Origin of the sequence: Paenarthrobacter sp. 4246, from assembly GCF_040546855.1 — a bacterium.
Classification (GTDB): Bacteria; Actinomycetota; Actinomycetes; order Actinomycetales; family Micrococcaceae; genus Arthrobacter.
Genome location: NZ_JBEPOP010000007.1, coordinates 215,757 through 242,092 on the forward strand (window position 1 = coordinate 215,757; position 26,336 = coordinate 242,092).

27 protein-coding genes and 1 pseudogene are annotated in these 26,336 nt (G+C 63.5%); 9 read left to right on the forward strand and 19 right to left on the reverse strand.

The annotated features are described in order from the left end of the window. Positions 1–2: 2 nt before the first annotated feature. A complete protein-coding gene (locus tag ABIE35_RS15155; protein WP_354516148.1) occupies positions 3–671 on the reverse strand; it encodes a zf-HC2 domain-containing protein in 669 nt (222 codons plus the stop codon). Continuing rightward, a complete protein-coding gene (locus ABIE35_RS15160) occupies positions 668–1,165 on the reverse strand; it encodes a sigma-70 family RNA polymerase sigma factor (protein ID WP_354516150.1) in 498 nt (165 codons plus the stop codon). The genes ABIE35_RS15155 and ABIE35_RS15160 overlap by 4 nt, the downstream gene beginning before the upstream one ends. A gap of 107 nt (positions 1,166–1,272) precedes the next feature. Here ABIE35_RS15160 and ABIE35_RS15165 point away from each other — a divergent pair. After that, positions 1,273–1,581 (forward strand): annotated as a pseudogene (locus ABIE35_RS15165) (COG4315 family predicted lipoprotein); the annotation flags it as partial. 329 nt (positions 1,582–1,910) lie between these two features. On the opposite strand, the gene ABIE35_RS15170 reads toward ABIE35_RS15165, so the two are convergent. Next, a complete protein-coding gene (locus ABIE35_RS15170; protein ID WP_354516152.1) occupies positions 1,911–2,759 on the reverse strand; it encodes a DMP19 family protein in 849 nt (282 codons plus the stop codon). Positions 2,760–2,924: 165 nt separating this feature from the next. Here ABIE35_RS15170 and ABIE35_RS15175 point away from each other — a divergent pair, with 165 nt between their 5' ends. Continuing rightward, entirely contained in the window at positions 2,925–6,377 is a 3,453-nt protein-coding gene (locus ABIE35_RS15175) for a DEAD/DEAH box helicase (RefSeq protein ID WP_354516154.1), read from the forward strand. A 24-nt stretch (positions 6,378–6,401) separates the two neighbouring features. On the opposite strand, the gene ABIE35_RS15180 is transcribed toward ABIE35_RS15175, so the two are convergent. Continuing rightward, on the reverse strand, positions 6,402–7,142 hold the full coding sequence (locus ABIE35_RS15180) for an alpha/beta fold hydrolase (RefSeq protein WP_354516156.1): 741 nt from the start codon (positions 7,140–7,142) through the stop codon (positions 6,402–6,404). Positions 7,143–7,215: 73 nt separating this feature from the next. Here ABIE35_RS15180 and ABIE35_RS15185 point away from each other — a divergent pair, with 73 nt between their 5' ends. Continuing rightward, positions 7,216–7,914, forward strand: a complete 699-nt coding sequence (locus ABIE35_RS15185) for a helix-turn-helix transcriptional regulator (RefSeq protein WP_354516157.1) — start codon at positions 7,216–7,218, stop codon at positions 7,912–7,914. A gap of 18 nt (positions 7,915–7,932) precedes the next feature. Here the strand turns inward: ABIE35_RS15185 and ABIE35_RS15190 are convergent, their stop codons facing one another. The 5 genes from ABIE35_RS15190 to ABIE35_RS15210 all read right to left on the reverse strand — a co-directional run bounded on the left by ABIE35_RS15190 (position 7,933) and on the right by ABIE35_RS15210 (position 13,541). Beyond that, complete coding sequence (locus ABIE35_RS15190) at positions 7,933–9,117, reverse strand: MFS transporter (RefSeq protein ID WP_354516159.1); 1,185 nt, start codon at positions 9,115–9,117, stop codon at positions 7,933–7,935. Continuing rightward, the gene (locus ABIE35_RS15195) at positions 9,114–9,776 is read right to left on the reverse strand and encodes a GntR family transcriptional regulator (protein WP_354516161.1); all 663 of its coding nucleotides are present in this window, start codon (positions 9,774–9,776) and stop codon (positions 9,114–9,116) included. Before ABIE35_RS15195 ends, ABIE35_RS15190 begins: the two co-directional genes overlap by 4 nt. A 445-nt stretch (positions 9,777–10,221) precedes the next feature. Beyond that, entirely contained in the window at positions 10,222–10,563 is a 342-nt protein-coding gene (locus ABIE35_RS15200; protein WP_089596341.1) for a hypothetical protein, read from the reverse strand. A gap of 201 nt (positions 10,564–10,764) precedes the next feature. Beyond that, the gene (locus tag ABIE35_RS15205) at positions 10,765–12,483 is read right to left on the reverse strand and encodes an amidase (RefSeq protein ID WP_354516164.1); all 1,719 of its coding nucleotides are present in this window, start codon (positions 12,481–12,483) and stop codon (positions 10,765–10,767) included. Continuing rightward, positions 12,483–13,541, reverse strand: coding sequence for an agmatine deiminase family protein (locus ABIE35_RS15210; protein ID WP_354516166.1), 1,059 nt, complete (start codon positions 13,539–13,541; stop codon positions 12,483–12,485). The genes ABIE35_RS15205 and ABIE35_RS15210 overlap by 1 nt, the downstream gene beginning before the upstream one ends. 82 nt (positions 13,542–13,623) lie before the next feature. On the opposite strand from ABIE35_RS15210, the gene ABIE35_RS15215 reads away from it, so the two are divergent. The 3 genes from ABIE35_RS15215 (at position 13,624) to ABIE35_RS15225 (ending at position 15,501) form a co-directional block, all read left to right on the forward strand. Further along, entirely contained in the window at positions 13,624–14,259 is a 636-nt protein-coding gene (locus ABIE35_RS15215) for a TetR/AcrR family transcriptional regulator (RefSeq protein WP_354516167.1), read from the forward strand. A gap of 60 nt (positions 14,260–14,319) precedes the next feature. After that, entirely contained in the window at positions 14,320–14,970 is a 651-nt protein-coding gene (locus ABIE35_RS15220; protein ID WP_354516169.1) for a CG0192-related protein, read from the forward strand. A 105-nt stretch (positions 14,971–15,075) separates the two neighbouring features. Then, complete coding sequence (locus ABIE35_RS15225; RefSeq protein ID WP_354516171.1) at positions 15,076–15,501, forward strand: hypothetical protein; 426 nt, start codon at positions 15,076–15,078, stop codon at positions 15,499–15,501. Positions 15,502–15,564: 63 nt separating this feature from the next. On the opposite strand, the gene ABIE35_RS15230 is transcribed toward ABIE35_RS15225, so the two are convergent. From ABIE35_RS15230 to ABIE35_RS15260, 7 genes are all read right to left on the reverse strand, one after another. Beyond that, positions 15,565–15,882: a DUF3040 domain-containing protein gene (locus ABIE35_RS15230; protein ID WP_354516225.1), complete on the reverse strand. Its 318-nt coding sequence runs from the start codon at positions 15,880–15,882 to the stop codon at positions 15,565–15,567. Positions 15,883–16,108: 226 nt separating this feature from the next. Continuing rightward, positions 16,109–16,504, reverse strand: coding sequence for a RidA family protein (locus tag ABIE35_RS15235; RefSeq protein WP_354516172.1), 396 nt, complete (start codon positions 16,502–16,504; stop codon positions 16,109–16,111). A gap of 5 nt (positions 16,505–16,509) precedes the next feature. Further along, positions 16,510–17,412, reverse strand: a complete 903-nt coding sequence (locus tag ABIE35_RS15240) for an ABC transporter substrate-binding protein (protein ID WP_354516173.1) — start codon at positions 17,410–17,412, stop codon at positions 16,510–16,512. Positions 17,413–17,453: 41 nt separating this feature from the next. Beyond that, the gene (locus ABIE35_RS15245; RefSeq protein ID WP_310210822.1) at positions 17,454–18,221 is read right to left on the reverse strand and encodes an amino acid ABC transporter ATP-binding protein; all 768 of its coding nucleotides are present in this window, start codon (positions 18,219–18,221) and stop codon (positions 17,454–17,456) included. After that, the gene (locus ABIE35_RS15250; RefSeq protein WP_354516176.1) at positions 18,218–19,153 is read right to left on the reverse strand and encodes an amino acid ABC transporter permease; all 936 of its coding nucleotides are present in this window, start codon (positions 19,151–19,153) and stop codon (positions 18,218–18,220) included. The genes ABIE35_RS15245 and ABIE35_RS15250 overlap by 4 nt, the downstream gene beginning before the upstream one ends. Further along, complete coding sequence (locus tag ABIE35_RS15255; RefSeq protein WP_310210831.1) at positions 19,150–20,130, reverse strand: dipeptidase; 981 nt, start codon at positions 20,128–20,130, stop codon at positions 19,150–19,152. Before ABIE35_RS15255 ends, ABIE35_RS15250 begins: the two co-directional genes overlap by 4 nt. Positions 20,131–20,155: 25 nt before the next feature. Beyond that, positions 20,156–20,923: an IclR family transcriptional regulator gene (locus tag ABIE35_RS15260; protein WP_310210834.1), complete on the reverse strand. Its 768-nt coding sequence runs from the start codon at positions 20,921–20,923 to the stop codon at positions 20,156–20,158. 193 nt (positions 20,924–21,116) lie between these two features. Here ABIE35_RS15260 and ABIE35_RS15265 point away from each other — a divergent pair, with 193 nt between their 5' ends. The 3 genes from ABIE35_RS15265 to ABIE35_RS15275 all read left to right on the forward strand — a co-directional run bounded on the left by ABIE35_RS15265 (position 21,117) and on the right by ABIE35_RS15275 (position 24,082). Further along, positions 21,117–22,790 carry a hypothetical protein gene (locus ABIE35_RS15265; RefSeq protein ID WP_354516178.1) on the forward strand — a complete coding sequence of 558 codons (1,674 nt, stop codon included), beginning with the start codon at positions 21,117–21,119 and terminating at the stop codon, positions 22,788–22,790. 3 nt (positions 22,791–22,793) lie between these two features. Then, complete coding sequence (locus ABIE35_RS15270) at positions 22,794–23,495, forward strand: hypothetical protein (protein WP_354516180.1); 702 nt, start codon at positions 22,794–22,796, stop codon at positions 23,493–23,495. A gap of 170 nt (positions 23,496–23,665) precedes the next feature. After that, complete coding sequence (locus tag ABIE35_RS15275) at positions 23,666–24,082, forward strand: hypothetical protein (protein WP_354516182.1); 417 nt, start codon at positions 23,666–23,668, stop codon at positions 24,080–24,082. Between the two features lie 4 nt (positions 24,083–24,086). Here the strand turns inward: ABIE35_RS15275 and ABIE35_RS15280 are convergent, their stop codons facing one another. The 3 genes from ABIE35_RS15280 to ABIE35_RS15290 all read right to left on the reverse strand — a co-directional run bounded on the left by ABIE35_RS15280 (position 24,087) and on the right by ABIE35_RS15290 (position 26,335). After that, complete coding sequence (locus ABIE35_RS15280; protein ID WP_354516183.1) at positions 24,087–24,509, reverse strand: heat shock protein transcriptional repressor HspR; 423 nt, start codon at positions 24,507–24,509, stop codon at positions 24,087–24,089. 10 nt (positions 24,510–24,519) lie between these two features. Further along, on the reverse strand, positions 24,520–25,500 hold the full coding sequence (locus tag ABIE35_RS15285; RefSeq protein WP_354516185.1) for a DnaJ C-terminal domain-containing protein: 981 nt from the start codon (positions 25,498–25,500) through the stop codon (positions 24,520–24,522). A 175-nt stretch (positions 25,501–25,675) separates the two neighbouring features. Beyond that, positions 25,676–26,335 (reverse strand): nucleotide exchange factor GrpE, encoded by a 660-nt coding sequence (locus ABIE35_RS15290; RefSeq protein WP_354516187.1) that lies wholly within the window; start codon positions 26,333–26,335, stop codon positions 25,676–25,678. Position 26,336: the final 1 nt, after the last annotated feature.

Sequence of the window (26,336 nt, forward strand, 5' to 3'; positions counted from 1 at the left end):
GTTTACGGCACCGAAATCGAGGCCACTGTTTTCTCGGCTTCATCGCGAAGCTCAACCCCAGCGATGCCAGCCAACTGCACCGGAGTGGCCCCGGTGATCTTGATCCGGCCGCTCTGAGTGGCGGTCCATCCGCACGTGCGTTCTTCGGCGCCGTCCCGGCCCTTTACCCACAGATACAGGGTGCCTTCCAGCGGCATCGAGCGGCCCTCCACAGCGAGCTCAGTGCCCCAGTTCTTTTTCACCATGCCCACTGTCAACTGCAAACCGTTGTCCGACTGCACTGAGTAGCTTGCGTCCGGTTTCGGGGGCTGGTTCAGCAGAGGTCCGGCGAGGAAGCCAACTGCAAGGCAAGCAGCGGCAACCGCTCCCACCACAGCCGCCCACCGCCGTCGTGATTTCCGCCTCCGGACCGACAAGTCCACCAGAACTTTTTCAGGAATCGCCTCGGGTTCCAGCGCTGAGATCGTGTCCGCACCTCCAGCGACCGTGAGTGCGACGGCGTCAGCCCGGGGAACCGCAGCGAGCAGTGCGGGCAGGCTTTCAAGCTCCTCCAGCTCACGGCGACACTCAGCGCAGGTGGCGAGGTGGTCCTCAAACGTACGGGCTTCGTCGGGCTCCAGCCCACCCAGGAGGTAGGCGCCCAGTAACTGGTGTACGGAGTTGCCGTTCATCGTTCCACCCCCATTTCATCAAGAATTGTTCGGAGGGCTTTCACAGCGTAGAAAGCCCGGGACTTCACAGTTCCCGCCGGAATGTTCAGCTGCAATGCTGCCTCGCTGACGGTGAACCTTTGGTAGTGGAGGGCCACCAAAACCTGCCGGTGTTCCTGGCTGAGCCGGAGCAACGCTTCCTCCATGAGAACCCGGTTGAGGAGCTCGTCCACGCGCTCGGTGGCCGCGTGGTCCGGGAGGTCGTGCTCCCCGGCTTCTGCAGGGCGGCGCTGCGCTTTCCGGTAGTTGTCAATGATGACGTTGCGGGCCGTCCGGAAGAGGTAACTGCGCAGGCTTCCTGTGATTTGAGGGGCATGCTGCCACACCTTGAGGATGGTTTCCTGCACGACGTCGTCGACTTGATGGGCGTCGGAGGTGCAGCTGAGAACGAAGCGTTTCAGAGCCGTGCCATGGTCGCGGTAGATCGCTGCCACTACGTCCTCGTCCAACGGCATGGCCACCTCCCTCACTGTTTCCTCCGCCCCTTCGCCTATACGACGGCGCGCACAGGTAAATGGTTCAGCCTTGTGAACCATTCTTCCTCCACGGGCGTCGTTTTTGGATGAGCCTCTACTTCTTCACCAAGGACGTCAAGGACTCGAAAGCCAGCGCCTGTGTGGACGCCTGCCTTGAAGCTTGGCCGGTCTTCACCACGACGTCGGACACCCCCACCGCTGAAGGCGTCACGGGGACCGTAGGAACCATTGCCTCGCCGGATGGAAAGAAGCACATAACGCTTAACGGCATGCCCCTGTACCACTACGCCAAGGACAAAGCGCCCGGGGACATGGCCGGTCAGGGCGTGGGCGGCGTCCGGTACCTGGTGAGCCCTCCCGGGGAGATGATCAGGGGCGCTGCGGGTTCGGGTTATGGGTCCGTTAGACTGCAGGCTACTCACTGGGGAGAGAACATGACACAGGACATCAGCAGCAAAAAGACGTCGACTTTGACGTTCCTTGGGGTGCAGGAACTCGCGTGGACTCTGGGGCTCACTGCCATGATCATCAACGCGACAGAGCGTGGCCTGGACTGGGTCTGGGTGGGCCTGTTGGCCTGCTGGCAGGCAACCATAGTGTGGGGCTTCATCAAGTTCCGGCAGGCGAGAGCAAACTAGAGCACTGGATTCGCCGGGAACACTGTGAGGTCGCTGGAACGCTACGGCGAACCCGCAGCGTTCCAGCGACCTCGGCGGAGAAAGGCCTAGGCGTCAGCGAACTCCTCGGACTCTTCGAACTCTACGGCCGCGATGATTTCCTTGGTCTCCGGGTGGATCATGAAGGCCTCGTCGTCGTCCTCGATCATGAGGTAGTCGCCGTGGTCGGTGGAGAAGTGCCAGGCGAGAGTCTTGACGCCGTCGTGCTCGTAGTTGGGATCGCCCATGGTGATCTTTTCCAGGGCGTAGCCGGCCACATCGCACAGTTCGCGGATAATCACCTCGAACTCCGGGGCATTGGCGAGGGCTTCTTCGTCAGCTTCGGCCTGGCGCTCGGCGAGGTCCGGAATCTGTGCGACGCGCTCCGCGATGTGAGCTTCGATTTCTTCGTCGGTCAGGACCAGCAGTTCGGACTGGTCGCGGAGGTAAGCCGCATTGAGGTCGATGATGTCCTCTTCCTCAAGCAACGCTTCAAACTCGCCGTCGAGCTCGTCCAAGGTAACCACTGAAGAAGGCGGCGTTTCGGACTCGTCCAGTTCGCCGTCGAGGTAGGCCTCTGCTTCGTCCTCGGTGAGGGCATCGAACGTGGCTGCCGTGCGGTTGAAGAGTTCCAGGTGGCGGGTGGCTCCCATGCCTTCGAGGCCTGCGCGGACGTAAGCATCCACTTCCTCGCGTTCCGGTGCGGTGAAGACGTACTGGGCGAAGCCGCCGGACAACGCCTGCGTCAGATAGAAGTCCACAAAGTAGCTGTTGAGCGCGGCAGAGGAGATTTCGTCGCTGTTGAGGAGCTCCTGGTACATCTGGTTCACGACATTGACGTTGGAATCCACTACGTCCGCGTTGCCGGCTTCGAAGCTGGTCTTGTTCAGGACGATGGGGTAATCGTTGGTAGTCATGGGAAATCCTCACTGCTGAAAGCTGATGGTGCTCCGGACACTTTCAACGTACGCGTGGGAGCGGCGCGGCAATCGAGGAAGAGGTTAACGGAGGGCGAAGTTTGGGAGCCGTTTTCTGCTGACTAAGATTGAGCAGATAACCTCCTGCCGAAAGTAGCCCGACGCATGCCGTCCCACACAGACGAAACCTGGGAACTGGCCATACAGACTCCTGCCATTAACGACCGCTCCCTGGCGGCCGGACTGGCCTATGCCATGGGCAGCCGCGTCAGCGGGATTACTTTCGACGCGGCCACGGGCCTTCTTATGGGCAAGGTCCGCGGGACCGGCCCGCAGCCGTATTCGACGTCGGCAAAACTGGTTCGCAAGCCCAGCGGCTGGAGCTGCACGGTAGGAATCTGCAGTTGCCCTGTCCGCAAGGATTGCAAGCACGTCGCCGCATTGCTCTTCACTGCCGAGGACCACCCCACCATCCGGGCGCAGCTCCTATCCCAAGCCCCCGGCGTCCAAACTTCACGCGCAGGTTCAGGGCAACAAGGAAGTGCTGCACGTCCCGCTTGGGAACAAGCCCTCAACAGGCTGATCACAAAGCCAGGCACTGCTCCAAGCGCGGCAGGCATCCAGCTCGCGCTCCAGTTCGAGGTGGAAGAGCCCGCCGCGCACTTCTCATACACAGGCCGTCGAGACCCCATGCGCAGCGTCCGCCAACTCAAGGCCCGCCCCGTCATGATGGGCGCCAAGGGCAAATGGATCCGCGGCGACGTCTCCTGGAACAACCTCAGCTATGTCAGCTTCCGGCGGGAATTCAACGAGGTCCACGTCGAATGGCTTCAGACTTTCCTCGCCGCCCACGGTTCAAGTAATGGCCGACAGCAACCGTCGGGGGCCATGTGGCTGAGCTTGAACGACTTCGCTGCCAAGAACCTGTGGACCCTCCTCGCCGACGCCACCAAAGCCGGCATCCCCCTCATCCACTCCGCCGGGAGCGAGCCCGTCCGCGTGGAGGCGCACCCCGCCGTCGTCGGACTGAGCCTGGCGCGTCTGGACGCAGCCCCGGACGCCACAACGGAAGCGCACGACGGCGGCCTGCAGCTTGCGCCGTCAGTCACCGTGGGCGGGGAGCCCGTTGATGCCGCCTCCGTGGGCTTCCTGGGCAAGCCGGCCAACGGCATCTTCTTCACCCATTCCGGGGACTTCCTGCCCGGAGTGCCGCAGCAAAAGAACCTGATCACCTTGGCCCCGATCGAGGGCGGCATCACTGACGAGCTCCTGGAATTCGTCATGGACGGCCAAACCCTTCAGATTCCTGCCGAGGATGAGAGCCGGTTCCTGACCTCGTTCTACCCGAAGTTGCGGCAGTCCACACCCGTGCAGGCTGCGGACGAATCGGTGGAGCTGCCCACGCTGGCTGTTCCCACGCTGTCCCTGCTGGCCAATTACGGCAACGATCACAAGGTCCGGTTGCACTGGGAGTGGCACTACAAGTCCGGCACGCTGGTCACGGCGCAACCGCTCTGGCGGCACCCGGATGACCGCGGTTACCGCGACGATCCCGAGGAAGCCCGGATCCTGGAATCGCTGGGCCGGCCGTGGGATGTGGTTTCGGCGTTGGCCGAGTCTGCCACGGGCGGTTGGGGTGCTCCGCGACTCGCTGCCTCGGTGGAACTGGGCGGCTTGGACACTCTGGCGTTCACCGAAGAGGTGCTGCCCGCCCTGCGGGAATTGCCCGACGTCGTGGTGGAAACGTCCGGTGACATCGCCGATTATCGTGAAGCTGCCGAAGCTCCCGTCGTGTCGATTTCCACCAAGGAAACTGCCAGCGGCGACTGGTTCGACCTCGGCATCGTCATCACCCTCGAAGGTGAACCCGTTTCCTTCGCCGCTGTCTTCTCCGCGCTTGCCGCCGGAATGAGCCGCATGCTGCTGCCCAGCGGCGCCTACTTCTCCCTGGATCTGCCGGAACTGCACCAGTTGCGCGCGTTGATCGACGAAGCCCGCTCCCTGCAGGACAACCCGGACAACAAGGACGGCACCCTGCAGATCAGCCGCTTCCAGGCCGGGCTCTGGGACGAGCTTGCCCAGCTTGGGATCGTGGACGAGCAAGCCGCCGCGTGGCGCGAGGCTGTGGGCGGATTGCTCGACGACGGCGTGACCGGGCTGCCGCTTCCGGCCGGCCTTAACGCTGAGCTGCGTCCGTATCAGCTCGAAGGATTCAACTGGCTGAGCTTCCTGTACAAGCACAGCCTGGGCGGGGTTCTGGCGGATGACATGGGCCTGGGTAAGACCGTGCAGGCCATTGCCCTGATCTGCGCGGCGAAGGACCTGGCCGCGGAGACCGCTGCTGCCGCCCAGGGTGACTCTGCTGAGGTGACTCCGCGTGCTCCCTTTCTGGTGGTGGCACCAACAAGCGTCGTCAGCAACTGGGCACTGGAAGCACAACGGTTCGCCCCTGGCCTGGTGGTGCGAACCGTCGGTGAAACCTTCGCCAAGAGCGGCCTGTCACCGGCGGACGCGTTGGCGGGTGCCGACGTCGTTATTACCTCCTATGCCTTGTTCCGCATTGACTACGATGCCTACGCGTCGTTCCACTGGGCCGGGCTGATGCTGGACGAGGCGCAGTTCGTGAAGAACCACCAGTCCAAGGCCTACCAATGTGCCCGGAAGCTGCCGGCCAGGTTCAAGTTGGCCATCACCGGCACGCCGCTGGAGAACAACCTCATGGAGTTCTGGGCGCTGACGTCGATTGTTGCGCCGGGCCTGTTCCCGAGCCCCAAGCGGTTCGCCGAAAACTACCAAAAGCCGGTGGAAAAGAACGGTGACTCGGCGCAGCTGGGCAAGCTCCGCCGTCGTGTGCGTCCGCTGATGATGCGCCGCACCAAAGAGCAGGTCATCAAGGACCTGCCGCCCAAGCAGGAGCAGATCCTGGAGGTCGTGCTCAACCCGAGGCACCAGAAGGTCTACCAGACGCACCTTCAACGCGAGCGCCAAAAGATCCTCGGCCTGATCGACGACGTGAACAAAAACCGCTTCACGATCTTCCAGTCGTTGACATTGCTGCGGCAGCTGAGTTTGGATGCGTCGTTGGTGGACTCTTCACTCTCCGGGGTTCGGTCCTCCAAGCTGGATGTGTTGTTCGAGCAGCTGGAGGACGTCATTTCCGAGGGCCACCGGACGCTGATCTTCAGCCAGTTCACCGGATTCCTGGGGAAGGTCCGGGAGCGCCTGGACGAAGAGGGCGTGGAGTACTGCTACCTCGATGGCAGCACCCGGAACCGCGGCGACGTCGTCAGCGAGTTCAAGAACGGTGCCGCCCCGGTGTTCCTGATTTCGCTGAAGGCCGGTGGCTTCGGGCTCAACCTGACCGAGGCCGACTACGTGTTCCTACTGGATCCGTGGTGGAACCCGGCCTCCGAAGCCCAAGCGGTTGACCGCACGCACCGTATTGGGCAGGCCCGGAACGTCATGGTCTACCGACTGGTTGCCAAGGACACCATCGAAGAGAAAGTCATGGCGTTGAAGGCCAAGAAATCACAACTGTTCGCGGACGTGATGGAAGGCGACGCGCTGGCCGGTGGCTCGCTGACGGCCGATGACTTGGCGGCGCTGTTCGCGGAGTGACCTCCAAAAACAACGTGCACTGGCTTAGTCGGCTCGTGAGGAAACCGCCTCAATAACCTCGGCCAGGTCCCGGGGGCGGCTCCACATAGGCCAATGTCCCGCCGGGAGGTCAATGACCTCAAGGTGCTCGATTTTCGCGACTTCAGCAAACATGGGATGGCCTGTTCTGGCTAGTTCCAGCACCTGGGCACCAGGGATGGAGCAGCACACCAGGGTGGTCCTGACCTTGCCACGGGCCTCGTTCACGAGCTCCACGGGCTGACGAAGCACGGGTCCGGGCTCCGGAACGGCGCGGGTCCGAAAACGCTCAAGGACCTCTGCGCTCAGGCCCTCGAGGCTAGCCTGTTGCCCGAGGACGTCAAAGGACGGCAAGGGAAGCTCATCCACTTCTTCCGGGAGCTCCGGGGCGAACACGCTTCCTGTCGCCAGAGGGCCTGAGTCCACCCACACCACCCCATGAACAAGCTCCGGGTGTCGGTCCAAGACCAGGCTCACCGGGGCGTTGGCGCCGCTGTGGGCCACGATAGTGGCGGGCTGATCTCCCGAAACCCCGTATTGCGCAAGAATTTCCAGGACGGCTGCAGCTTGATCGTCGAGGGTCTTCGTCGCCCGGTCAGGATCGTTCCCGTCGAGACCGGGGAGCGTCACTGCGACTGCACGGGAATGGCCGGATTTCATGTGTTCAAGGACGTCGTCCCACGCCCAGGCACCCAACCAGTGGCCGGCGATGAGAATGATGTTGTGATGGCTCGTAGTAGTTGTCATATGACAACCCTCGCAGGCAGTATGGACAAAGGCGTGTCACTATTTATGTCATGAATTCTGGATGGGCTGAACGGTGAGACGAGCGGAACGACTCCATGCTCTATCCGAAATGCTTCGCCGAACCGGAGCGCGAGGGGTCTCCGCCGAGCGGTTGGCGAGAGAGTTCGAAGTATCGGTACGCACAGTGAAGAGGGACCTGGATGCGCTCGAAAGCAGCGGTGCGCCCGTATGGTCGCGCCCAGGACCCGGCGGTGGCTACGGATTGTCCGCCGGTGCTTCCCTGCCGCCTGTCAGCCTGTCCCCAGCGCAGGCCGTAGCGCTCATGGCAGCCGTATCCGCCGCTCCTGAGGCCCCCTACGCCGACCTGGCTACAGCCGGAATCAGGAAAATCGTCGACGTGCTGGACCCCAAAACCCGGGAAAGAGCCGACGAACTGGCTGCCCGCGTCTGGGTCAATACGGCTGCATCCTCATCGCGCACCATCAGGTCGGCCTTGGAGGAAGCGATGTCTGAGCAGCGAGTCGTGCGCATTCGCTATACAGCCGGAGATGGAAGCACCACTGTGCGCGACGTGGAACCGGTGCTGTTCGCCTCCACGAGCGGCCAGTGGTACTTGGTTGGGTGGTGTCGGATGCGCGACGCCATCCGGTGGTTCATGGTGTCGCGCATCGAGCGGGCCACCGTCACCAAGGCAGTGTGTGCCGGCCATACCATCGACGAGGTAGGAGAACCCCCGGCGAACGCCAAGCCCGTTCACGGTGGGCGCGTGTAACCGGCTCAACCGCTCAGGTCATGGCAGCTGGTCGTCCAGCCTAACCCCGCGCAGCAACAGCATCGTTCCGCCGACGGCAACCGCGGACGCCAGGAACACGCCCGCCCCCCCAAGGCCTACCGCCACCACGCCGATAGCGCTGGGCAGGACCACTTGGCCCACCCTGTTCCCGGCAAGCCGCAAGGCCAGCGCCCGCCCGCGTTGGCCTTCCGGCGCTTGGGCTGAAAGCCAGGACATGGTCAGTGGTTGTCCGATTCCCAGACCCAGGCCGAGGAACGCCATGACGACAAAGAGCAGCCACTCGGGCATCGGGATGGCGGCCACAGCCAGTGCAGCCGTGGAGATGGCCAGGCTCAGGATCAGCAGTTTCATTCGCCCAAGCTTTCGGGACACGCTGCCGAGTCCCAGCCGGGAAATCATGGAGAACACCGCCCGGACGGTCAGCATCAGGCCCACGGTGGCCGCCGTGAGGCCGCGTTCGGCGCCGAGTGCCGGAAGGTAGACCACTGTCAGGTCAACCACCGCGAGGACGGTGGCGCTGGTGGCCAACGCGCGGACCACGCCGGGAGTCCTGAGAAGCGCCAGCGAACTGCCCTGGGTACCAGTGCCCTTGGGCGTGCGCCGGCCTCGACTGACCTTCGCAGAGATCACGAACGTGGTCAGGAACATCACCAAGCTCATGGCAGTCGCGAGTAGGAAGATCGCCTGCGTGTTCGGGCGAACGGAAGCACCGCCAACCACGGAAATGGCCAACGGTCCCAGGGCCTGACCCAGAGACGCGGCGAAGGTCAGGTACCCGAAAGCAGAGTCCAAGCGCGACGACGCCGCGTTGTTCGCGACCACCGCTTGCTGCCCCACAACACAGGCCAGCTGGCCTGCACCAAGAAGTGCCGTCCCGGCTACAAGAGCAGGAACTGACGTTCCCCAGAACAGCAGAAAAGCAGAACAGCCAAGTACGACGGCGGCCCCGATCGCCATGAGCCGACGCTCACCAAGACGGTCCACCAGTCCGCCGATGGGCAGGGCGAGCAGCAGGGGAAACACAGCGTAGCTGGCGGCGAGAAGGCCAAGGGCGAACCCGGGAACATCCAGTTCGAGTGCGCGGTACGTGGTCGCCGGGCGGACCAGGAACGTGACGGCCTGGATGAGAGTCGAGTGGATGAGGAGGGCCGTGGACGAACGCCTTCCAAGTTCGCCGATCATTCGACCACGAGGCCGGAGCTGGAGATGACCCGCAAGGTCTCATCCCTTGCGCCGATGACATGATCGAAGGCGACCTTGGCTGCCTTCTCCGCATCCTTTGAAGCTATCGCTTCGACCAAGAGCCTGTGATTGGCGAGTGCTTCATCGCGGCGTTCGGGGGCATTGTTGGTGAAGTATCGGTAGCGCTCAACCTGGCTGGCGATCTGCTCATGGAAGCGCTGGGCCCAGGAGTTCCCAGCGATCCTGGCGATCGCAGCATGCAGGGCAACCCCGTACTTCATGGCCTCGTCGGCGAACTCCACCATGGCAGCATTGCGTGCCAGTATCCCGCGGAGTTCTTCAAGATCCGCGGCGGTGGCGTTGGCGCAGGCCTCCCGCGCCATCAGGGACTCCAACGCTGCGCGAACATCGTACAGCTCAGAAATGACCTTCTCATCCAGCGCGGGAACCAGGACTCCGCCGGTGGATTGCTGTTCCAGCAGGCTCTCGGAAATCAGGCGACGGATGGCTTCGCGAAGGGGCGTGCGGCTGACTTGCAAGGCCGTAGCCATGGCGGGTTCGTAAATGCGCTCACCCGGTTTCAGCTCGAGGCTGAGGATCCGGCGCTTCAACTCGCCGTAGACAAGGTGCGCCCCCGTGTTTCGTGGTTGTTCTGCCATGTGGTGCCGCCCTGCCAAGAAAGAAGGTGTACTTGTATACATCTATACAACCATGAGTCAGCGCAAGGCAAAGTTGTTACACCTGTGACCACGTTCCCGGTCCCCTGATCCGCGAAGTTGCCAACGAGCTCGCCATCCTGGAACTGCACGGAAGCGCGACGCGGGAGGTGAGTTTCGCCGTCGGACCTGACTTGGGCCCCGACGAAAAGTAGCCCTCTCCCACATCCCACGCCCTTCCCGCCAACCTTCTCCCACTCTCTTTAGAGGAGTGAGAGAGGGTTCCGATTTAAGGGCCGGGACGTGAGAGAGGGTTTCGATTTAAGGGCCGGGACGTGAGAGACCGTTGCGGCACGCAAAAGGGACCGGTTGATCAACCGGTCCCTTTTACGTGTTCAGTTCTCAGCTCTGTGTCTTCAACGACTGAGCGTTCAGCGCGCGGGCGTCATTAGCCGCGGCAGAGCTCGCCGTACTTGGTGCCTGCTTCCTGGTACGCAGCACCAAGCTCAGCCAGCTTGGCTTCGTCGGGGGTTTCCTTGGCCTGCTCGTCCATGTACTCCAGGATGGCGGTAACAACCGGCTTCATGTCGTTGGAAGCCACGGGCTCAATGGGCCGGATAGCGTTGGCAACACGGATGGTGGCGGTCTGGCTGGCGTTCTGGGGAATGCCGGCTGCGGCGACGCCAACGCGGTCACAGGTTTCAGCCGTGGTGAGCTGCTGCTGGGCGGAACAGGCGGATGCCGAGGCGATGAGCCCGGCAGCGATCAGGACAGTGGTGAGTTTCTTCATGATTCCCTCAGTGGTCGACGTCCCTTTGATTGTAAACAGAGCAGCGGCCGCACCACGCATCGGCGCTGGTCCGATTGTCCGCGCTCCTCCCCGGATACTTCCCTCATCCGGCCCGAATCGACGCCGACCCGCCGGTGTCGGAGCGGAAATACGGCAACCACCAGGAAGCAACCGGGAGGGAGCGCTGGGCAGGCGGCACAGCTACAGCGCCGGCGTCCGGGGCGGAACCGTCCGGCGCGAACCCGTGGCTTCGAAGGCTGCGGCCAACGTCAACAATGCCGTGTCGTCGTAGGCCCGCCCTGCGAACGTAAGGCCTACGGGCATGCCAATGTCTGCCATGGTTCCCATCGGCACCGTGACGGTGGGGATGCCGAGGTGGCGTGGGACGAGGTTGCCGTTGGACACCCAGACCCCATTTCGCCAGCCGAGGTCCGCGGATGCCGGGTTGATGTCCATGTCGGCAGGTCCGACGTCGGCCGCTGCAGGGAACAGGACGGCGTCCAGTCCGAGCCCGTCCATCCAGTCCTCCAGGTCAATTCGCCGGGTCTCTTCCAGTCCGCGCACTCCGCCATCCAGCTCGGGGATCTCGGTGAAGCGGGATACGCCGTATTCCCGGACCTGCCGGGGATAACCGGAGATATGGTCGTCGAATCCGGTGTAGCGGTCCGCCAGGGCGCCCTTCGGGTGGGGGAAGATCTGTGCGCCATCCACATCGGCAAGCCTGTTGAGGGCGGGATCGCCGTTGGCGCGCAGGAAGTCGTCCCATGCCCAAGCTGAGAGGTCCTCGATTTCACGCTTGAGGTACTCCGGGCTGACCAGGCCGCGGGTTTTGATGGTGGGCGAGCCAGGGCGATCGCATTCATAGTTTGAGACCACGGGGAAGTCGACCAGGACTACCTCGGCCCCCGCAGCCTCGAGGTCGCGCTTCGCGGCTTCCCACAGATCGATCACGGAAGCCCGCGTCTCGATGCGCTCGCCTGTCGGCCCGCCGATGCCCGGCTTCGCGCTGGTCCCGGCGTCGGGGTCTGCGTTGACGTACATACGCGGCACTCCGAAGCGCTTGCCCCGCAAAGCCAGCCGTCCGGCGTCGGGCCCTTCCGGGGACAGCGCCACGTACGACTCCGGTCGGACCTCAGACGATTTAGGGATCTCAACCCACGGCTGTGCGCGCCAAAAATCACCGCGGGACTCGGCGTCGTCGGCCACGATGATATCCAGGAGCTCCAGCATGTCCGCCATGGTGCGCGTGTGCGGGACCACGACGTCCATGGTGGGGACCAGCGGCCAGTTCCCGCGCACCGAGATGACGCCGCGGGAGGGCGTGTAAGCGCACAAAGCATTGTTCGACGCCGGTGCGCGGCCACTTGACCAGGTCTCCTCGCCGAGGCCGAAGGCGGCGAAGCTGGCGGCCGTCGCGGTGCCGGAGCCGTTGGAGGAACCGGAACCGAACGCTGCTGTCAGGAAGTCAGCGTTGTAGGGGCTTTCGGCGCGGCCATAGACGCCACGCTGCATGCCGCCGTTGGCCATGGGCGGCATATTGGTGAGGCCGATCAGCACCGCACCGGCATCCCGAAGCCGCTCGATGGTGAAGGCATCACGCTGCGCCACCAGATGCTCGAAGGCAGGCGATCCGGCCGCGGCCGTAAGTCCTTTGGCCAAGTAGCTGTCCTTGGCGGTGTACGGGATCCCGTCCAGGGGGCCCCTCGCAGCGCCTTGGGCCCTGCGTTCATCCGAAGCCCGCGCATCCGCCAAAGCGTCGGGGTTCATGACCACCATCGCATTGAGTTTGATGCCGTTGCGGTCGTAGGCCTCGATGCGGTCCAGGTATGCCTGGGTGAGTTCCTCGCTGGTCGCCTCGCCCGACTCAAGTGCCGCGCGTAACTGCTCAATGGAGGCCTCAACGACGTCGAAGCGCGACATTACGCTGCACCCCCGGCAAACTGCGCTCCGCTGAGACGGGGCTGCTGCTGGGTGATGCAGTGGATACCGCCGCCGCGGGCCAGGATGGGCCGGGCATCGACCGTGACAACACGGCGGCCGGGGTAAGCCTCGGCAAGGATCTCGGCAGCCAGCGAGTCCGCACGATCTTCACCATAACCACAGGCGATGACGCCACCATTGACCACCAAGTGGTTGACGTAGCTCCAGTCTACGAAGCCGTCTTCGTCGCGCAGGGTTGCCGGCGCGGGCAGCGGCACGATCTCGAAAGGCTTGCCCGCTGCATCCGTCTGGGTCTCAAGGAATGCCTGAAGCGTGCGGCTGACTTCGTGGTCCGGGTGCTCCGGGTTGGTTTGGGAGTGCAGCAGGATACGGCCGGGGGTGGGGAGGGTGGCCACCATGTCGATGTGGCCGCGCGTGCCCAGGTCCTCGTAGTCGCGGGTCAGGCCGCGGGGAACCCAAATGACCTTGGTGGCTCCGATGGTGCGGGCCAGTTCAGCCTCAACTGATGCCTTGTCCGCATACGGATTACGGCCCTGGTCCAACTGCACGGTTTCGGTGACCAGGACGGTGCCTTCGCCGTCTACATGGATGGCGCCGCCTTCGTTGACCAGCAGGGAGCTGACAAGCTCCGCGCCGGACTGCGCGGCGACAAACCGGCCCATGGCGGCGCTCTTCTGCCATTCGGACCATGCCGGAGCGCCCCAGCCGTTGAAGATCCAGTCCACTGCGCCAAGCACGCCGGGACGTTCATCGTCCAGCACAAAGGTGGGTCCGATGTCGCGCATCCAGAACTCATCCAATGGGGCCTCAACCTGCTCGATGCTGTTGCCCAGCATGCGGGCAGCCCGGTCGCGCTCGCTCGGGTCCACCACCATGGTGACCGGTTCGAATTCGGCCACGGCATGGGCGACGGCGGTCCAGGCCGCGTAGGCCTCTTCGGCCGAGGCGGCGTCGTCGCCGAGCGTCAGGCCGGTACGGGGGAACGCCATCCACGTGCGCTCATGCGGTGCGGTTTCGGCCGGCATTTTCCAAGCCATGGTGACTCCTCTGTCCTCAGTGCAATCCTGTTGTTGATCATACGATCAACAATGCTGAAAAGGTAATCTAGACTGGTCCTTGATGTCAAGCACTCCACAGAAGCGCGCAGTCCGGAAGTCGCCGGCGGAGCGCGCCGCAGAAATCACCGAAGCCGCCCGCGAGATCGCCCTCGAGGCGGGTCTCACCGCACTCACGCTGCGCAATGTTGCCGCCCGCGTTGGTGTCGCTTCAGGCTTGGTGGCGCACTATGAGCCCAACATGGACGCTCTCGTTTCCAGCACGTTCACCACCATCGTGGCTGCGGAAACACAGGAAGTTGCAGGCTTGCTGACCCAGCGCCCCGGACCCTCCGAGCGCCTCGGCCTGCTGGTAGACACCCTCTTGGACAACAGCAGGCTGGACGTCACCGCAATCTGGGTGGAGGCCTGGACCTTGGGACGCCGCAATGAAGCCCTGGCCGCCTCGGTCCGCGAGCAAATGGATGCCTGGCAGAACGTGTTCCAGACAGTAGTGGAGGACGGGAACGCGACCGGAGCGTTCAACGTTTCCGATGCCGCCGCCGTCGCCTGGCAGATCCTCGGCATGGTGGACGGCCTGAATGCGCAGGCCTTGGTCCGCTGGGACGGCGTCAACGATCGCGGCACCCACCTTGCCCGCGCGGTTGAGGGGATGGTGGGCGCGGCCCCTGGATCGCTCGCTTCGAAACCCGGCACATAGGGAAGCCGGCCAGCCCGCCGGTCTTCGGGAGCCGCCGCACCCTGCCCTAGGCTGGGATGCATGGCGATCATTCACAAGGCAAACCTGTCCCCCTCCAAGCTCGAACTCATCGCCGGCTACCTGCCGAAGCAGCCCTGGTTCATCCAGGACGGCACGCCGGAGCTTATTGGCGCCTACCGTTTTGACGATCCCGCCGGCGAGGTCGGGATGGAGACACACGTGGTCGCCGCCGGCGAGCGCATCTACCAGGTTCCCCTCAGCTACCGGGGCTACGAGCTGGCCGGTGCCGAGGAATGGCTCATCGGCACCATGGATCACTCGGTCCTGGGCAAGCGTTACGTGTACGACGCCTGCGCCGACCCCATCTACGTCAAAGCCCTGGCCACCGCCATTTTGACGGGCCAGGAAGAGGCCCAACTGATCGTCGACGGTGAGCCGGAGCCCCGCCCCAGCTCGGTGACGGTGAAAGGCAGCGGAAAGCTCGACGGCGGCGTCCCCGCCCTGAGTGCCTCGGCACCGGTTTCGGGCAGCGGCGTGACCATCATTGATGCCGGCGAACTGCGGTTGAAAGTGGCCCGGGTGGTTGACGTGGCCGCGGACTCGTCTGCCAGCTCGGCCGCCGCTCCTGAGCTCCACGGCGAGCTGACTCTCAGCGGTAAGTGGGCAGGACTGGAGGACCCGGTGGAGTTGGCTGCTGTGGTCCGCGACTGACGTTTCGACGCCGGGGCACCTGCTGGCCACAGGGGCATCTGTTGGTCGCAGGCCGCTCCGGCGTAGGCTGGCTAACGGAGACATCTACGCCTGGAGGGGTGCATCATGTACAAACCACAGAACATCATTCCCGCCGCGCAGGATCTGGCCCGGGAGTGGGTATCACACGCGGCGGACGGAACGTCGTCCCAAGCCGATGCAGTGGTGAAGTGGGCCTTGACCCGCATCAATCATGCCGATGTCCCGTCCGTGGTTCACGGCGTCATGCTCACGCTGACGGGCAACAAGAAGGCCGCCAAAGAAGCCCAGCGCGCGGCGGCCAAAGCTGTGACAAGGACAACGCAGGCCTTGAAACGTAACAGCCAGCAGCGCGCTCCGCGCCTGTCCGGTTGGGTCATCGGCCTGATCATCGGTGCTGTTGCTGGCGCGGGCGCTGTCCTGGCGTGGCGCATGATGGTCCCCCCAGGCGAACCTCAACCCGTCAAACAGCCTGAGGCTCCGGTCCAGCCGCCCGTGCCACCGGTTCCCTAGGGGACGTCCCCGCACGAACTGCACCGTAGCTGCTTGCCCGACTCCGGCAGGCCTGTAGCCCCGCTAAGGTACGGGTTCGCCGTCGTGCCTTCCAGACTTTCTCCGAAGCGAGGTCCCGGACAGCAGCCAATACGCCCCGCCGCTGGCCAGAAGGAATCCCAGCACGCCCAGGACAACAAGCTGGGTGACGATGCCGGCGATTACCATCGCAAAGCCGCCTAAAACGGCCAGACTGCCAAGGATAGTACGGGCAGCCTCTCCCCGAGGTCGGCCCGATGTCAGCTCGGATGCAAGATCGGGATCGGTGGAAGCGAGTTCCCGCTCCAGCTCTTCCAAGCTCCTGCGTTCTTCATCGGACAACGACACCGTCATCACCCTCACGATGCTCAAGCCATCAGCACGCGCGCTGCTTGCCGTGCCATGCCTTCATTATCTGCCCGTTCCGGCGTTCTAGCCACAGGCAAAGAAGCGCCGTTCAACCCGCTTGTTACCGGGGTGCCGACGACGTTCCCGCGAGACAGCGAGGGGCCACGGACCGCCGTCGAGGTTCAAGCGCCCGACGGCGGTCCGCGGCTGCGCCGGCAACGTCACCGGACGCCGGGGTAGGTCAGGCCGTTGCGGCGAGCGCTGCCGTCGCAGTCAGTTCCACCTTCATGCCGGCGATGCCGAGCTGGCTGACGCCAAGTGCGCAGCGAACGGGACGCGGCGCCGGGAAGTACTCGCGGTAGACCTCGTTGAAGACGGCCCGTTCAGCCATGTCGGTGAAGTAGATGGTCAGGTGCATCACGTGGTCGAGGCCGCTTCCGGCCCGATCAAGGGCGGATCGCAGGTTGTCCAGCACCTGCTTTGACTGTGCCTCGATGTCTTCGGGGATACTGCCGTCGAGCCGGGTGGGTATCTGGGTGGTCCAGACAACTCCCCCCGTTGTGGCGGTATCCGAATACAGGGCGGATTGCGGGTCGGCCCCGGGCTCGGGAAGGAACGCCACGGTCTCCTGTGCCACCGCCATCAGCTCGTGTGCGCTTTGGACTCGGCGATCTTGGCACTGTCGAGGCCCCACTTGGCGAAGATCTCGTTGTACTTGCCGTCAGCGATCAACTTGTTGAAGGCCGCCTGGAATGCGGCTGAGAGCTTGCTGCCTTTGGGCAGAGCGATGCCACCTTCAACCGTGTGGAAGACCTGGCCGGCGGTCTTGAGCTTGCCCTTGGATTGCTGGGCGACGTAACCCGCTACTTCTGCGCCCATGCCGGTGGCATCGGCACGACCGCTGGTGACGGCAAGTGTGGCTTGGTCCTGCGTCTTGTAGCCCTGGATTTGGACAGTCGGCTTGCCGGCATTTTCGCATTCCTTGCCGGCGTCTTCCGCGTAGGTCATTTCGTAGGAGCCGCTCTGGAGGGCAACTGAGCGTCCGCAGAGATCGGCGAAGCTGTCGATGGCTCCCTTGTTGTCGTCGCCTCGGACCAAGTACTGGGAACCGCTCTGGAAGAAGGAGACCATGTCCACGGCCTTGGTGCGTTCCTCGGTGATCCAGAAACCGGCGAAACTTGCTTGGTACCGCTGGGACTGCAGGGCGGGGACGATTGCGTCGAAGGCCACAGTGGTGGGCTTGATGGTGACGCCCATCAGTTCTCCGGCAGCGGTCCAGATTTCGGGTTCGATGCCCACCATCTTGTCGCCCTCCATGAAGTCCATGGGCGGGTAGGCGGAGTCGACGGCGATCTCGACGGTGCCGCCCTTCTTGAGTTCTTCGGGCAACAACGCCTGGACTTCGGCGTTGGCCTTGGCTTCAGAAGTGGCTGCCGGAGCCGCGGCGCCGTTGCCGCAGGCTGAGAGCAGAGCAACGGAGAGGAGGACTGAAGCTGCCGCCATTGGCTTCTTCAGGGCATGACGGGGCTGGGTAGTGGCTTTCATGGTGTTCCTTTGGTGGGTGGGGAAATGCAGGGTGGGTCCTGTTAGAGGACCTTGGAAAGAAAAGCCTGTGTTCGGGGGTGCTGCGGGTTGTTCAAAACATCGCGTGGGTTGCCGCTTTCGATGACGGTGCCACCATCCATGAAGACCAGGGAGTTTCCCACTTCCTTGGCGAACGCCATCTCGTGCGTGACAACGGCCATGGTCATTCCGGATGCCGCCAGCTCGCGCATGACATCCAGGACCTCACCAACCAGCTCGGGGTCCAGCGCGGACGTTGGTTCGTCAAAGAGCATGACTTTCGGCCGCATGGCCAACGCCCGGGCAATAGCAACACGCTGCTGCTGGCCTCCGGAGAGCTGGCCGGGGTAGTTGCCGCTCTTGTTGCCCAAGCCAACACGTTCAAGGAGCTCCAGCGCGTCGGCGCGTACTTCGGTGCGCTTCCTGCCCCGGACCTGCATGGGTGCTTCCATGATGTTTTCGAGGGCGGTCATGTGGGCGAACAGGTTGAACTTTTGGAAAACCATTCCGACGTCGGCGCGCTGCCGGCAAACGTCCTTGTCCTTCATTTCATGGAGATTGCCGTTGCGTTCGCGGTACCCGACGAGTTCACCGTCTACGTGGATGGTCCCGGCGTCGATCTTCTCCAGGTGGTTGATGCAGCGCAGCATGGTGGACTTACCGGATCCCGAGGGTCCCACCACGCACATCACTTCGCCGGCGTTGAGTGCAAGGTTGATGCCGTTGAGGACGTGGAAGTCGCCGTAGTGCTTGTGGACATCACTGACCTGGACCATGGGGAGGGCGTTCATCGGTTGCCTGCCTTCAAGAGACGCCGCGTGTTGAGCAGCTGCGTGAATTTGTTCGTCCGGCCGGAGATCCGCTGGTCGCTGCGGCCGAACTTCCGTTCCAAACGGGACTGGCCGACGGACAGTACCGAGGTTGCCAGGAGATACCAGAGGCTGGCCACGATGAGCAGCGGGATGGTCTGGAACGTTTGCGCGGAGATGAGGTTGACTTGGTACATCAGGTCCGCCACGGCTACCACGCTCACCAGGGAAGTGCTCTTGAGCATGGTGATGGTCTCATTGCCTGCCGGCGGGATCATCACCCGGGATGCCTGTGGCAGGATGATCCGGCGGAGCGTTTTGGCCCGGTTCATGCCGAGTGCACTCGCCGCTTCCACCTGGCCCTTGTCTACGGCGGTGATGCCGGATCGCACAATTTCTGCCATGTAGGCGGCCTCGTTGAGCACCAAGCCCAGGAGGCTTGCGACGATCGGGGTGATGATCTTGTTCGCATCAAGGCTGGCGAACACCGGGCCACCGAACGGGATACCCAAATTGATGGCCGGGAAGAGCACCGCCAGGTTGTACCAGAAGACCAACTGCACCAGCAGCGGTGTTCCACGGAAGAACCAAACAAAGGCCCATGCGGTGTAGGAAGCGACGGGATTGGACGAAAGGCGCATAATCGCGAGCACCACACCGAGGGCGATGCCGAGCACCATGGCCACCACAGTCAGCCAGAGTGTCAGCCAGAGGCCTTGCATGATGGGCGGTGCGAAGATGTAACTGGCTACCACGTCCCATTCGAAGTTGGGGTTGGTGAACAGGACCAGGATGCCCTGGGCAACCAGGACCAGGATGATGATGGCTGAGACGATCCGTCCGGGACGGCGTAGAGGAATGACCTTGCGGGGCGCAGTGGCGCCTACGGGTTTGGTGGTTGATACGGCGCTCATGCCATGACCTCGCTGTAAAGACGCATCCAGTTTCCACCCATCACGGCGGAAACTTCCGAAGAGTTGAGTCCGCGTCCGGCAAGGCCGTCAGCGATTCCGGCGAACGACTCCATGGAGGTGAACCACTGGGGATCGTCGTCGCCGGGGGCTGATGCCGAGGCGGCACCGTAGTTCGCTTTCCTGGTCCAACGGCCCTGCCTCATCCAGGCCAGATCCGCGTCGGTGGTGCTCCCACCCAGATCCGAGCCGATCCCCACGTGCTCGATTCCGGCTATGTCCGCCGTCTTGAGGACCATGTCGCACCAGGTGTCCAGCGACTTGCTGTATTCCGGGCCGGCGAGGTTGGGGTAGAGCGCGCAGCCGATGACTCCGCCACGCGCTGCCAATTCCTTGATGGTGCTGTCCGAAACATTGCGGGGGTGGGCGTAGAGGCTCGCTGCATTGGCGTGGGTGATGGCCACTGGCTTGGCGGATGCGGCAATTGCGTCTTTGCACGTCCGCTCCCCCACATGCGAGAGGTCCACCAAAATTCCGTTGTTGTTGAGTTCGCCCACCACTTCGTAGCCGAACCTGGTAAGTCCTGCGTCGCCGGGCTCGTAGCAGCTGGATCCGACGTCGTTCTGGTTGTTGTAGGTCAGCTGGAAGACGCGCACGCCCAGTTCGGCGAACAACCGCACAAAGCGGATGCGGCCCTGCAGGGACGACGTGTTCTGGAAGCCCAGCAGTACCGCTGTGCGGTTCTCGGACCTGAGCCGCCGGATGTCATCGGCATTGCGAGCAAGACCGGCAACATCACTGTTTTCTTCGATGAGTTCACGCCATTTCGCAATGGAGTCCAAGGATTCAAGGGCGTCGTCCCAAAAACCGCACGTGACCGTAATACAGTCGACGAGCCCGGACCGGATGGTCCTCAGCGTCCCGGAATCGAAGCTGCCGCTTTCCATCCCGTCGACGTAGATAGTGTCGGGTGTTTTCATGGTCTGGTAGTTCCTCTGGTTTGTACTAGTTGGCTGGATGCCATAGCGCATGGAGGTTGTCAGCGCCGGCTTGGAGCCTGCGCGCCACGTCCTCGATATCCAGGCGCTCTTCGGGTCCCAGGACGCCGAGTGCGGCAACGCAGTAGCCGCGATCGTCCATCAGCGGGACGGCAACGGCCGTGATCATGTCTTCGTCGTCGGGTTCCCGCGCCGAAACGGCGTAACCGTTGCGGCGTACGCGGGCAAGTTCGGTTTGTGTGGAGAGTTTTGCGCCCGCGGCCCTCAGTTCATCGACGACGGCGGGATCGGCGAACGCTGTCAGCACGCGTCCCGACGCGCTGTCGTCCAGCGCCCAGCTCATTTCCGAGCTGATGTCGGCGCGGATGCGCCGGCGCGGTTCCATGCGTTCGACGATGTGGGCAGCATCCCCGTCGAGAACTGCCAGGAACGTTGACTCCCTGGTGGCTTCCGTGAGTTGGCGCATGAGCGGCAGGACCCGCTCGCCGATGCTGGACTGCTCCATGGCAGCCCTGCCCACGCGGCTTGCCCGCATGGACAAACGGTACGATCCATCGTCGAGCTGCTCCAGCCATCCTGCATTCACGAAAGTGACCAAGTGCTGGTGCAACGTAGCCCTTGACCAGCCCAGTTGCCGGGACAATGTGGGCGGCTTGACGGGACGGCGATGCTCCGCGATTGCTTCGAGCAGGCCGAGGGCCCGGCTGGCTGAGCTGAGAGTCCGGGTTGCGGACTTCTGAGCGGACTGTTCTTCGAGGGCTGGTGTATTTTCCATTTGTCAGGAGCATACGTGCGCTGCGACACAGATACAAGACCCATCTTTCACCATTGCCTCTTTTGGCATAAATCCGCCCTATCGCAGGATTTGATGTATGTGTATGCTGAACAACGTCACGTATGCGTAGACGTACGTTCTCAATCTTGCCCGCACGTCCGGGCACACCACACAGTCATGGAATGGAGCAGGAATGATGCAATTGAGGGATCCGGGGGTCGTCATGACACCCGATGCGCTGGGCGCGCTGCAGCCTACGCGCTTCAGCGCCAGCCGGACGCTGATCACCAGGATGGTCCAGGAGCGCTGGGTTATCTCCCGCGCGGAATTCACTATCGATGCTGCAGGACAGGGCAACGCCCGCTACCACGTGGCCGTCAACGACGACTGGTCCTTTGAGTTCGTGGTGTTCTCCAACGCGCCCAAGGAGGGCGTTGAACGTACCGACCGGATCATCGGCAGTCATTGGGACATGATGGGTGCACTCATTGAAGGCGCCGCAGGCGACGAACGCATTGAGCAGACCAAGCGTGAGCTGCCCAAGCTTTACGGCGGACGAGCCGCGCCGGGAACCTTGATTTGGTGCCGGGCCAACCGCAGCATGCGGGCCTTCGACCTCACTGTTGAGGCCTTGTCCCGGGGCGAACAACCACCAGCAAGGGTGCTCGGTGCTGTTTGCTACCTCATGCGCAACACCGGCCTTGACGGGAACGGAACCTTCGGTACACGGTCGTTCGCCGCCTACGAAGCCGACCACCCGCTACGGACGCCGTACCACGCGCAAATGCTCACGTCATACCTGATGCGTGAATTCAGCCTGGATCTGGCGGAACACATGGCCGCGGCCCAAGGCCCGGATGCTGTTGGGTTAAGCCCTGAATTCCGTCGCTTCCTCGGCCTTGGCAACGCCTCCGGACTTGGCTTGGTGCTGTTCGCCAAGAACCATCCGCAGATGGTGGACCGCTGGATCACCTTGCGGGAATCGAGCCTGGCAGAGGCACGGGACATGGTCCTTGCCGCAGACTCACCCGAATTGGACCGACTCGACTCACTGTTGGAACGCGCCGTCAGTTACAAAGCCAAAGACCGGATGCGCTACACCTTTCAGCCCGCGGCGCAACTGGTGAGTTCCGAACTCGCCGAACTCCGTTCCCGGCTGGCGGCATTGAGGGCAATCTCCGGGGAGCCTGGCAACCTGCTCGACTCCATCTATCAGGAGGCCACGGACTTCACTTCCGAAACACAGGAGATCCTGTGCGCCCTGTTGATGGAACTGCCTGCTGCGCCGCAGAATATGCCCAGCCTGATCACCGTTGAAGAGCATGCCCCTGCATCACCGGCCACGCCTGCCGGTGAACTCCTGGACGTCATCGCCAAGGACTACGGTTGGGCAACGTCGGTGGACCTGGATGACCCGTCAGCGCTGCACTTCGGTTGGTACAAGTCCGCCAATGCCGAAGAACCCCGCCGCGGACCGCTCAAGGACCTTCCCACGGTTTTCGACGACATGACGCTGGACCTGCCCGAGAAGCTGCAGCAACTGGTCCCCCTTCTCCGCGACATGGACCCGGCCACGACCGCAGGTTCAGTTGCCCGGCAGTTCCCTGAGTACCGCGCCACCATCGAACGACTGCTTGCCTTGCGGGACACCGCCTATCACACCGTCCGGGCGAACACCCGTGATGAGCACTTCAACCCTGCCCACATCATTCGTCTCTTCAACAGTGCCTTTTACGGCTTGGACAAAACCAAGGAAGACGGGCCGGTTGGCGTTGTGGGAGTCCTGTTCCACGGCGCTCCCACACCCGCAGAGATCGCCAGCGGGTCCGGCCAGGACTGGCTGTTTCCCGCAGAACCGGAGGACTAAACAATGAGCGATTCCAAACTGACACCCCCACCCGGCAAGGCAGCTATGTCGGTCCGTGAATGCCGCCTGATCCTTGAGCGACTGCTGGTCGCATCGGGCGCCACGCCCGGCGAAGTCCCAGCAGCCCGTGATGCCCTCTTGGCTGCCGAAGTTCACGGACTGGGCCTGCTCCAGATGATCCACAAGCATCCGCTGAGCCTTCCCACCGAACCGGTGGGTTACGACGAAACCGGTCCCATCGTCGTCGTTGATGGTGCCGGCCGCCTGTCAGCGCTCCTCATACCGGCGCTGCGGGACATTATTCTTGAACGCCGAACCGTGGACATCACCGTCGCCAACGTCAGTGCACCGGAGTTGTTGCAGGCCCTTGACTCGGTCCCGGAGCTGGACTCAAGCCAAGTCCGGGTTTCGGTTCAGGCACCCGGTGCCGTAACAGTCAGCGCCTCCCCTGCCGATGAGGCCACGGTGGCGGCACGCCTCGCAGCACGCACGCGGCGCATCGCCGACGCTCAGGTGAACGGCCTGCCTGTACCGGGCGTCGTTTGGCTTGAGCTATACCAGCAGTCCAACGCAGCCCTGCTGGGAGAATCCGCGGAAACCCGAAGCCACGCCGGATATAAAGACGTGGACGAAACGGGTCGGATCGTGAAGCAAATGGACGACGACGTCGATGTCGAGTTCGCGCTTCAGCAGCTGGCCGGCTGAGGTACTTCGGCCATGGCTCCGCCCCGGTTCCCGATGATGGGAGCCGGGGCGGAGCGTGTTCCTGAGCGGCCGCGACTTACCAAGGGTTCTCAGCATGCTTACGATGGTGTGGCGGGTTACGGCCTGCTCATGCACGGACTACCGAACGCCGACGGAAAGTTGAACTCCCCATGGCACGAAGAGACTCCACCAAGGCAGCAAAACTCACCGGTGCCGGTTCCACACGGCGCGGTCCCCGCCGCACCATCTGGCTCATCGCAGCAGGCCTCGTCGCCGGAATCGCCGGCGGAGCGTTCGCCGTCCGGATGCTGGCTCCGCAGGCTCCAACCCCCGAACCTTCGCGGCCCGAACAGCCCGAGCAGCCCGAGCAGCCTGACGAGATTCTTGTCCGAGAGGAACCGGTGGAGATTTCCACCAGAATGCGGCCTGGCGAATGGACTGAAGCGTCGCTGCAGGAGCATCTTGAGAACTACCGGCAGCAGATTCGTGACATGGGTGCCAAGGAGTCGCAGATCGTCACCAACGTGGAACGGACTGAAGAGGGTGCTGCCCGGGTAGTAGTGAGCTGGGACCGCAGCCGGGCGTAGCTGGCTACTCCCCGCCCCGCGGCCTCCACACCACAACGGCCTGCGATCGCGCCCTCGGCCTCTGCCCACGGGCAAGGCTGACGACGTCCCCCGCCGCACCTGCCGCGAAGATGCGCGCGTCCACTGGTGAGCGACGGCGGGACAATTCTTCTGTCAGCTCGGCCACCCGGTACTGCAGCGCAGCTACCTGGTTTTCGAGGTCGAGGATGCGTTTGATGCCTTCGAGCGAGACGCCGGACTGCGAGAGGCGCTGGACCTCCCGCAGTTTGTTGACGTCGTTCTGCGAGTAGCGGCGGGACTTCCCGGGCGCACGGCTGGGCGAAACGATGCCCAGGCGGTCGTACTGGCGCAACGTCTGCGGATGCATATCGGCAAGCTCCGCAGCGACGGAGATGACAAAGATCGGCTGATTGACGTCGATTGCCATGACCGTCTCCTTACAACCGGGCCTTTGCGGCCAGGTCGTGACGCGGGTCGGCGTCGGTGGTGGCGGCAGCGAACGCCTTCACGGCTTCCTCCGCTTCCTTGTTCAGGTTCTGCGGGACCGCGACGTCGATGGTCACCAGCAGGTCTCCAGTGGCCTTGGACGTTTTCACGCCACGGCCCTTGACCCGGAGGGTACGGCCCGACGGCGTTCCGGCCGGGACGCGCACCTTGACGGTGTCGCCGTCGAGCGTTGGAACCTCGATGGTGGCGCCAAGCGCCGCCTCCGCGAACGTGACGGGCACGTGGATGCGAATGTTGTCGCCGTCGCGGTGGAAGAAGTCATGCGGCTTCACGCTCACAGTAATGATGAGATCGCCATTGCCGGCAGGGCCAGCGTTGCCCTTGCCGCGCTGGCGGACTTTCTGCCCGTCCTTGATGCCTGCCGGGATCTTGACGTCGATCACGTTGCCGTTGCTTTCGCGCAGGCTCACCGTGGTGCCCTTGATGGAGCCGGCAAATGAGATGGAGGTGGTCGCCGTCCGGTCCGCGCCCTTCTGCGGGGCACGCTGGAACCCGGTCTGGCCGGCGCCGCCGAAGCCGCCACCGAACAGGTCGGCAAACTCGGGCGGGATACCGCCGCCCGCAGGCTGACGGGCACCCGGCCCGCCACCAAACAAGCCACCGAACAAGTCCTCGAACCCACCGTTGGCCCCGGCGCCACCGCGTCCGGCTCCAGCTCCCGGAGCGAACCGGGCACCGCCCATGGCGCGGATGGCGTCATATTGCTGCCGGTCCTCAGGACTCGACAACACCGAGTAAGCCTCGGAAATGTCCTTGAACTTCTTCTCCGCAGCAGCGTCCCCGGAGTTGGTATCGGGGTGGTACTGCCGCGCCAGCTTGCGGTAAGCCTTCTTGATATCCGCGTCGGACGCGTCCTTGGCAATACCAAGGATCGCGTAAAAATCCTTTTCAACCCAGTCCTGGCTGGCCAAGAGCGTTTCCTTTCTAAAACAAACAAAGCGTACGGCGAGACTACCTCGAAGCCGTAGCGGATGAGGGGGCCCGGGAGTGGCTTCGGGCCTGCCGGAGCGTGGCGGCTAAGTCCGTAGGACTAAGCCGCCACGCGTAGGGGCGGGGCCCCCTCATCCGCGAAGGCGGAACGTGAGACTACGCCGGGACCGCGACGATCACCTGGGCCGCACGCAGGACACGCTCGCCTGAGCGGTATCCGGAGCGCAGCACCTGGCTGACCGTGTCAACCTCGATGTCTTCGCCGGGCTGCTGGATGAGTGCCTCGTGGATGGTGGGGTCGAATTCGACTCCGGTGTCCGCGATGCGTTCCAGTCCGTACGTCTTCAGCGCATTCTCCAGCTTGGTGGCGATGGCGGCAAAGGGGCCGCCCTCAAGGTCACCGTGCTGGCGTGCGGCGTCGACGTCGTCCAGCACCGGGAGCAGGGAGTTCAGGACGCCGATGACGGCCATCTCTCCTGCTACGGCGCGGTCGCGTTCGACGCGCTTGCGGTAGTTGACGTACTCAGCCTGAAGGCGGAGGAGGTCGTTGCGCAGTTCCGCTGCCTGGGCTTCAGCCGCGGCACCGGAGGCTACCGATTCCTCGGCCGGCACCTCTACCCCGTTGAGGATTTCCTCAGCCTGGGAGAGGGCGTCGCCGTCCGTGGGAGCGGCGTTGCCTTCGGTGGGAGCCGCAGCTTCGCTATCGGGGTGACGGGCCGCCCCGGTCTCCGGGTCAACCTTGCGGTTGTCCCGGATGACCGGCTTGCGCGGCTCGTTGCCTTCAGAGTGCTCTGCTTCGTTGCCGTGGTGAGGCATG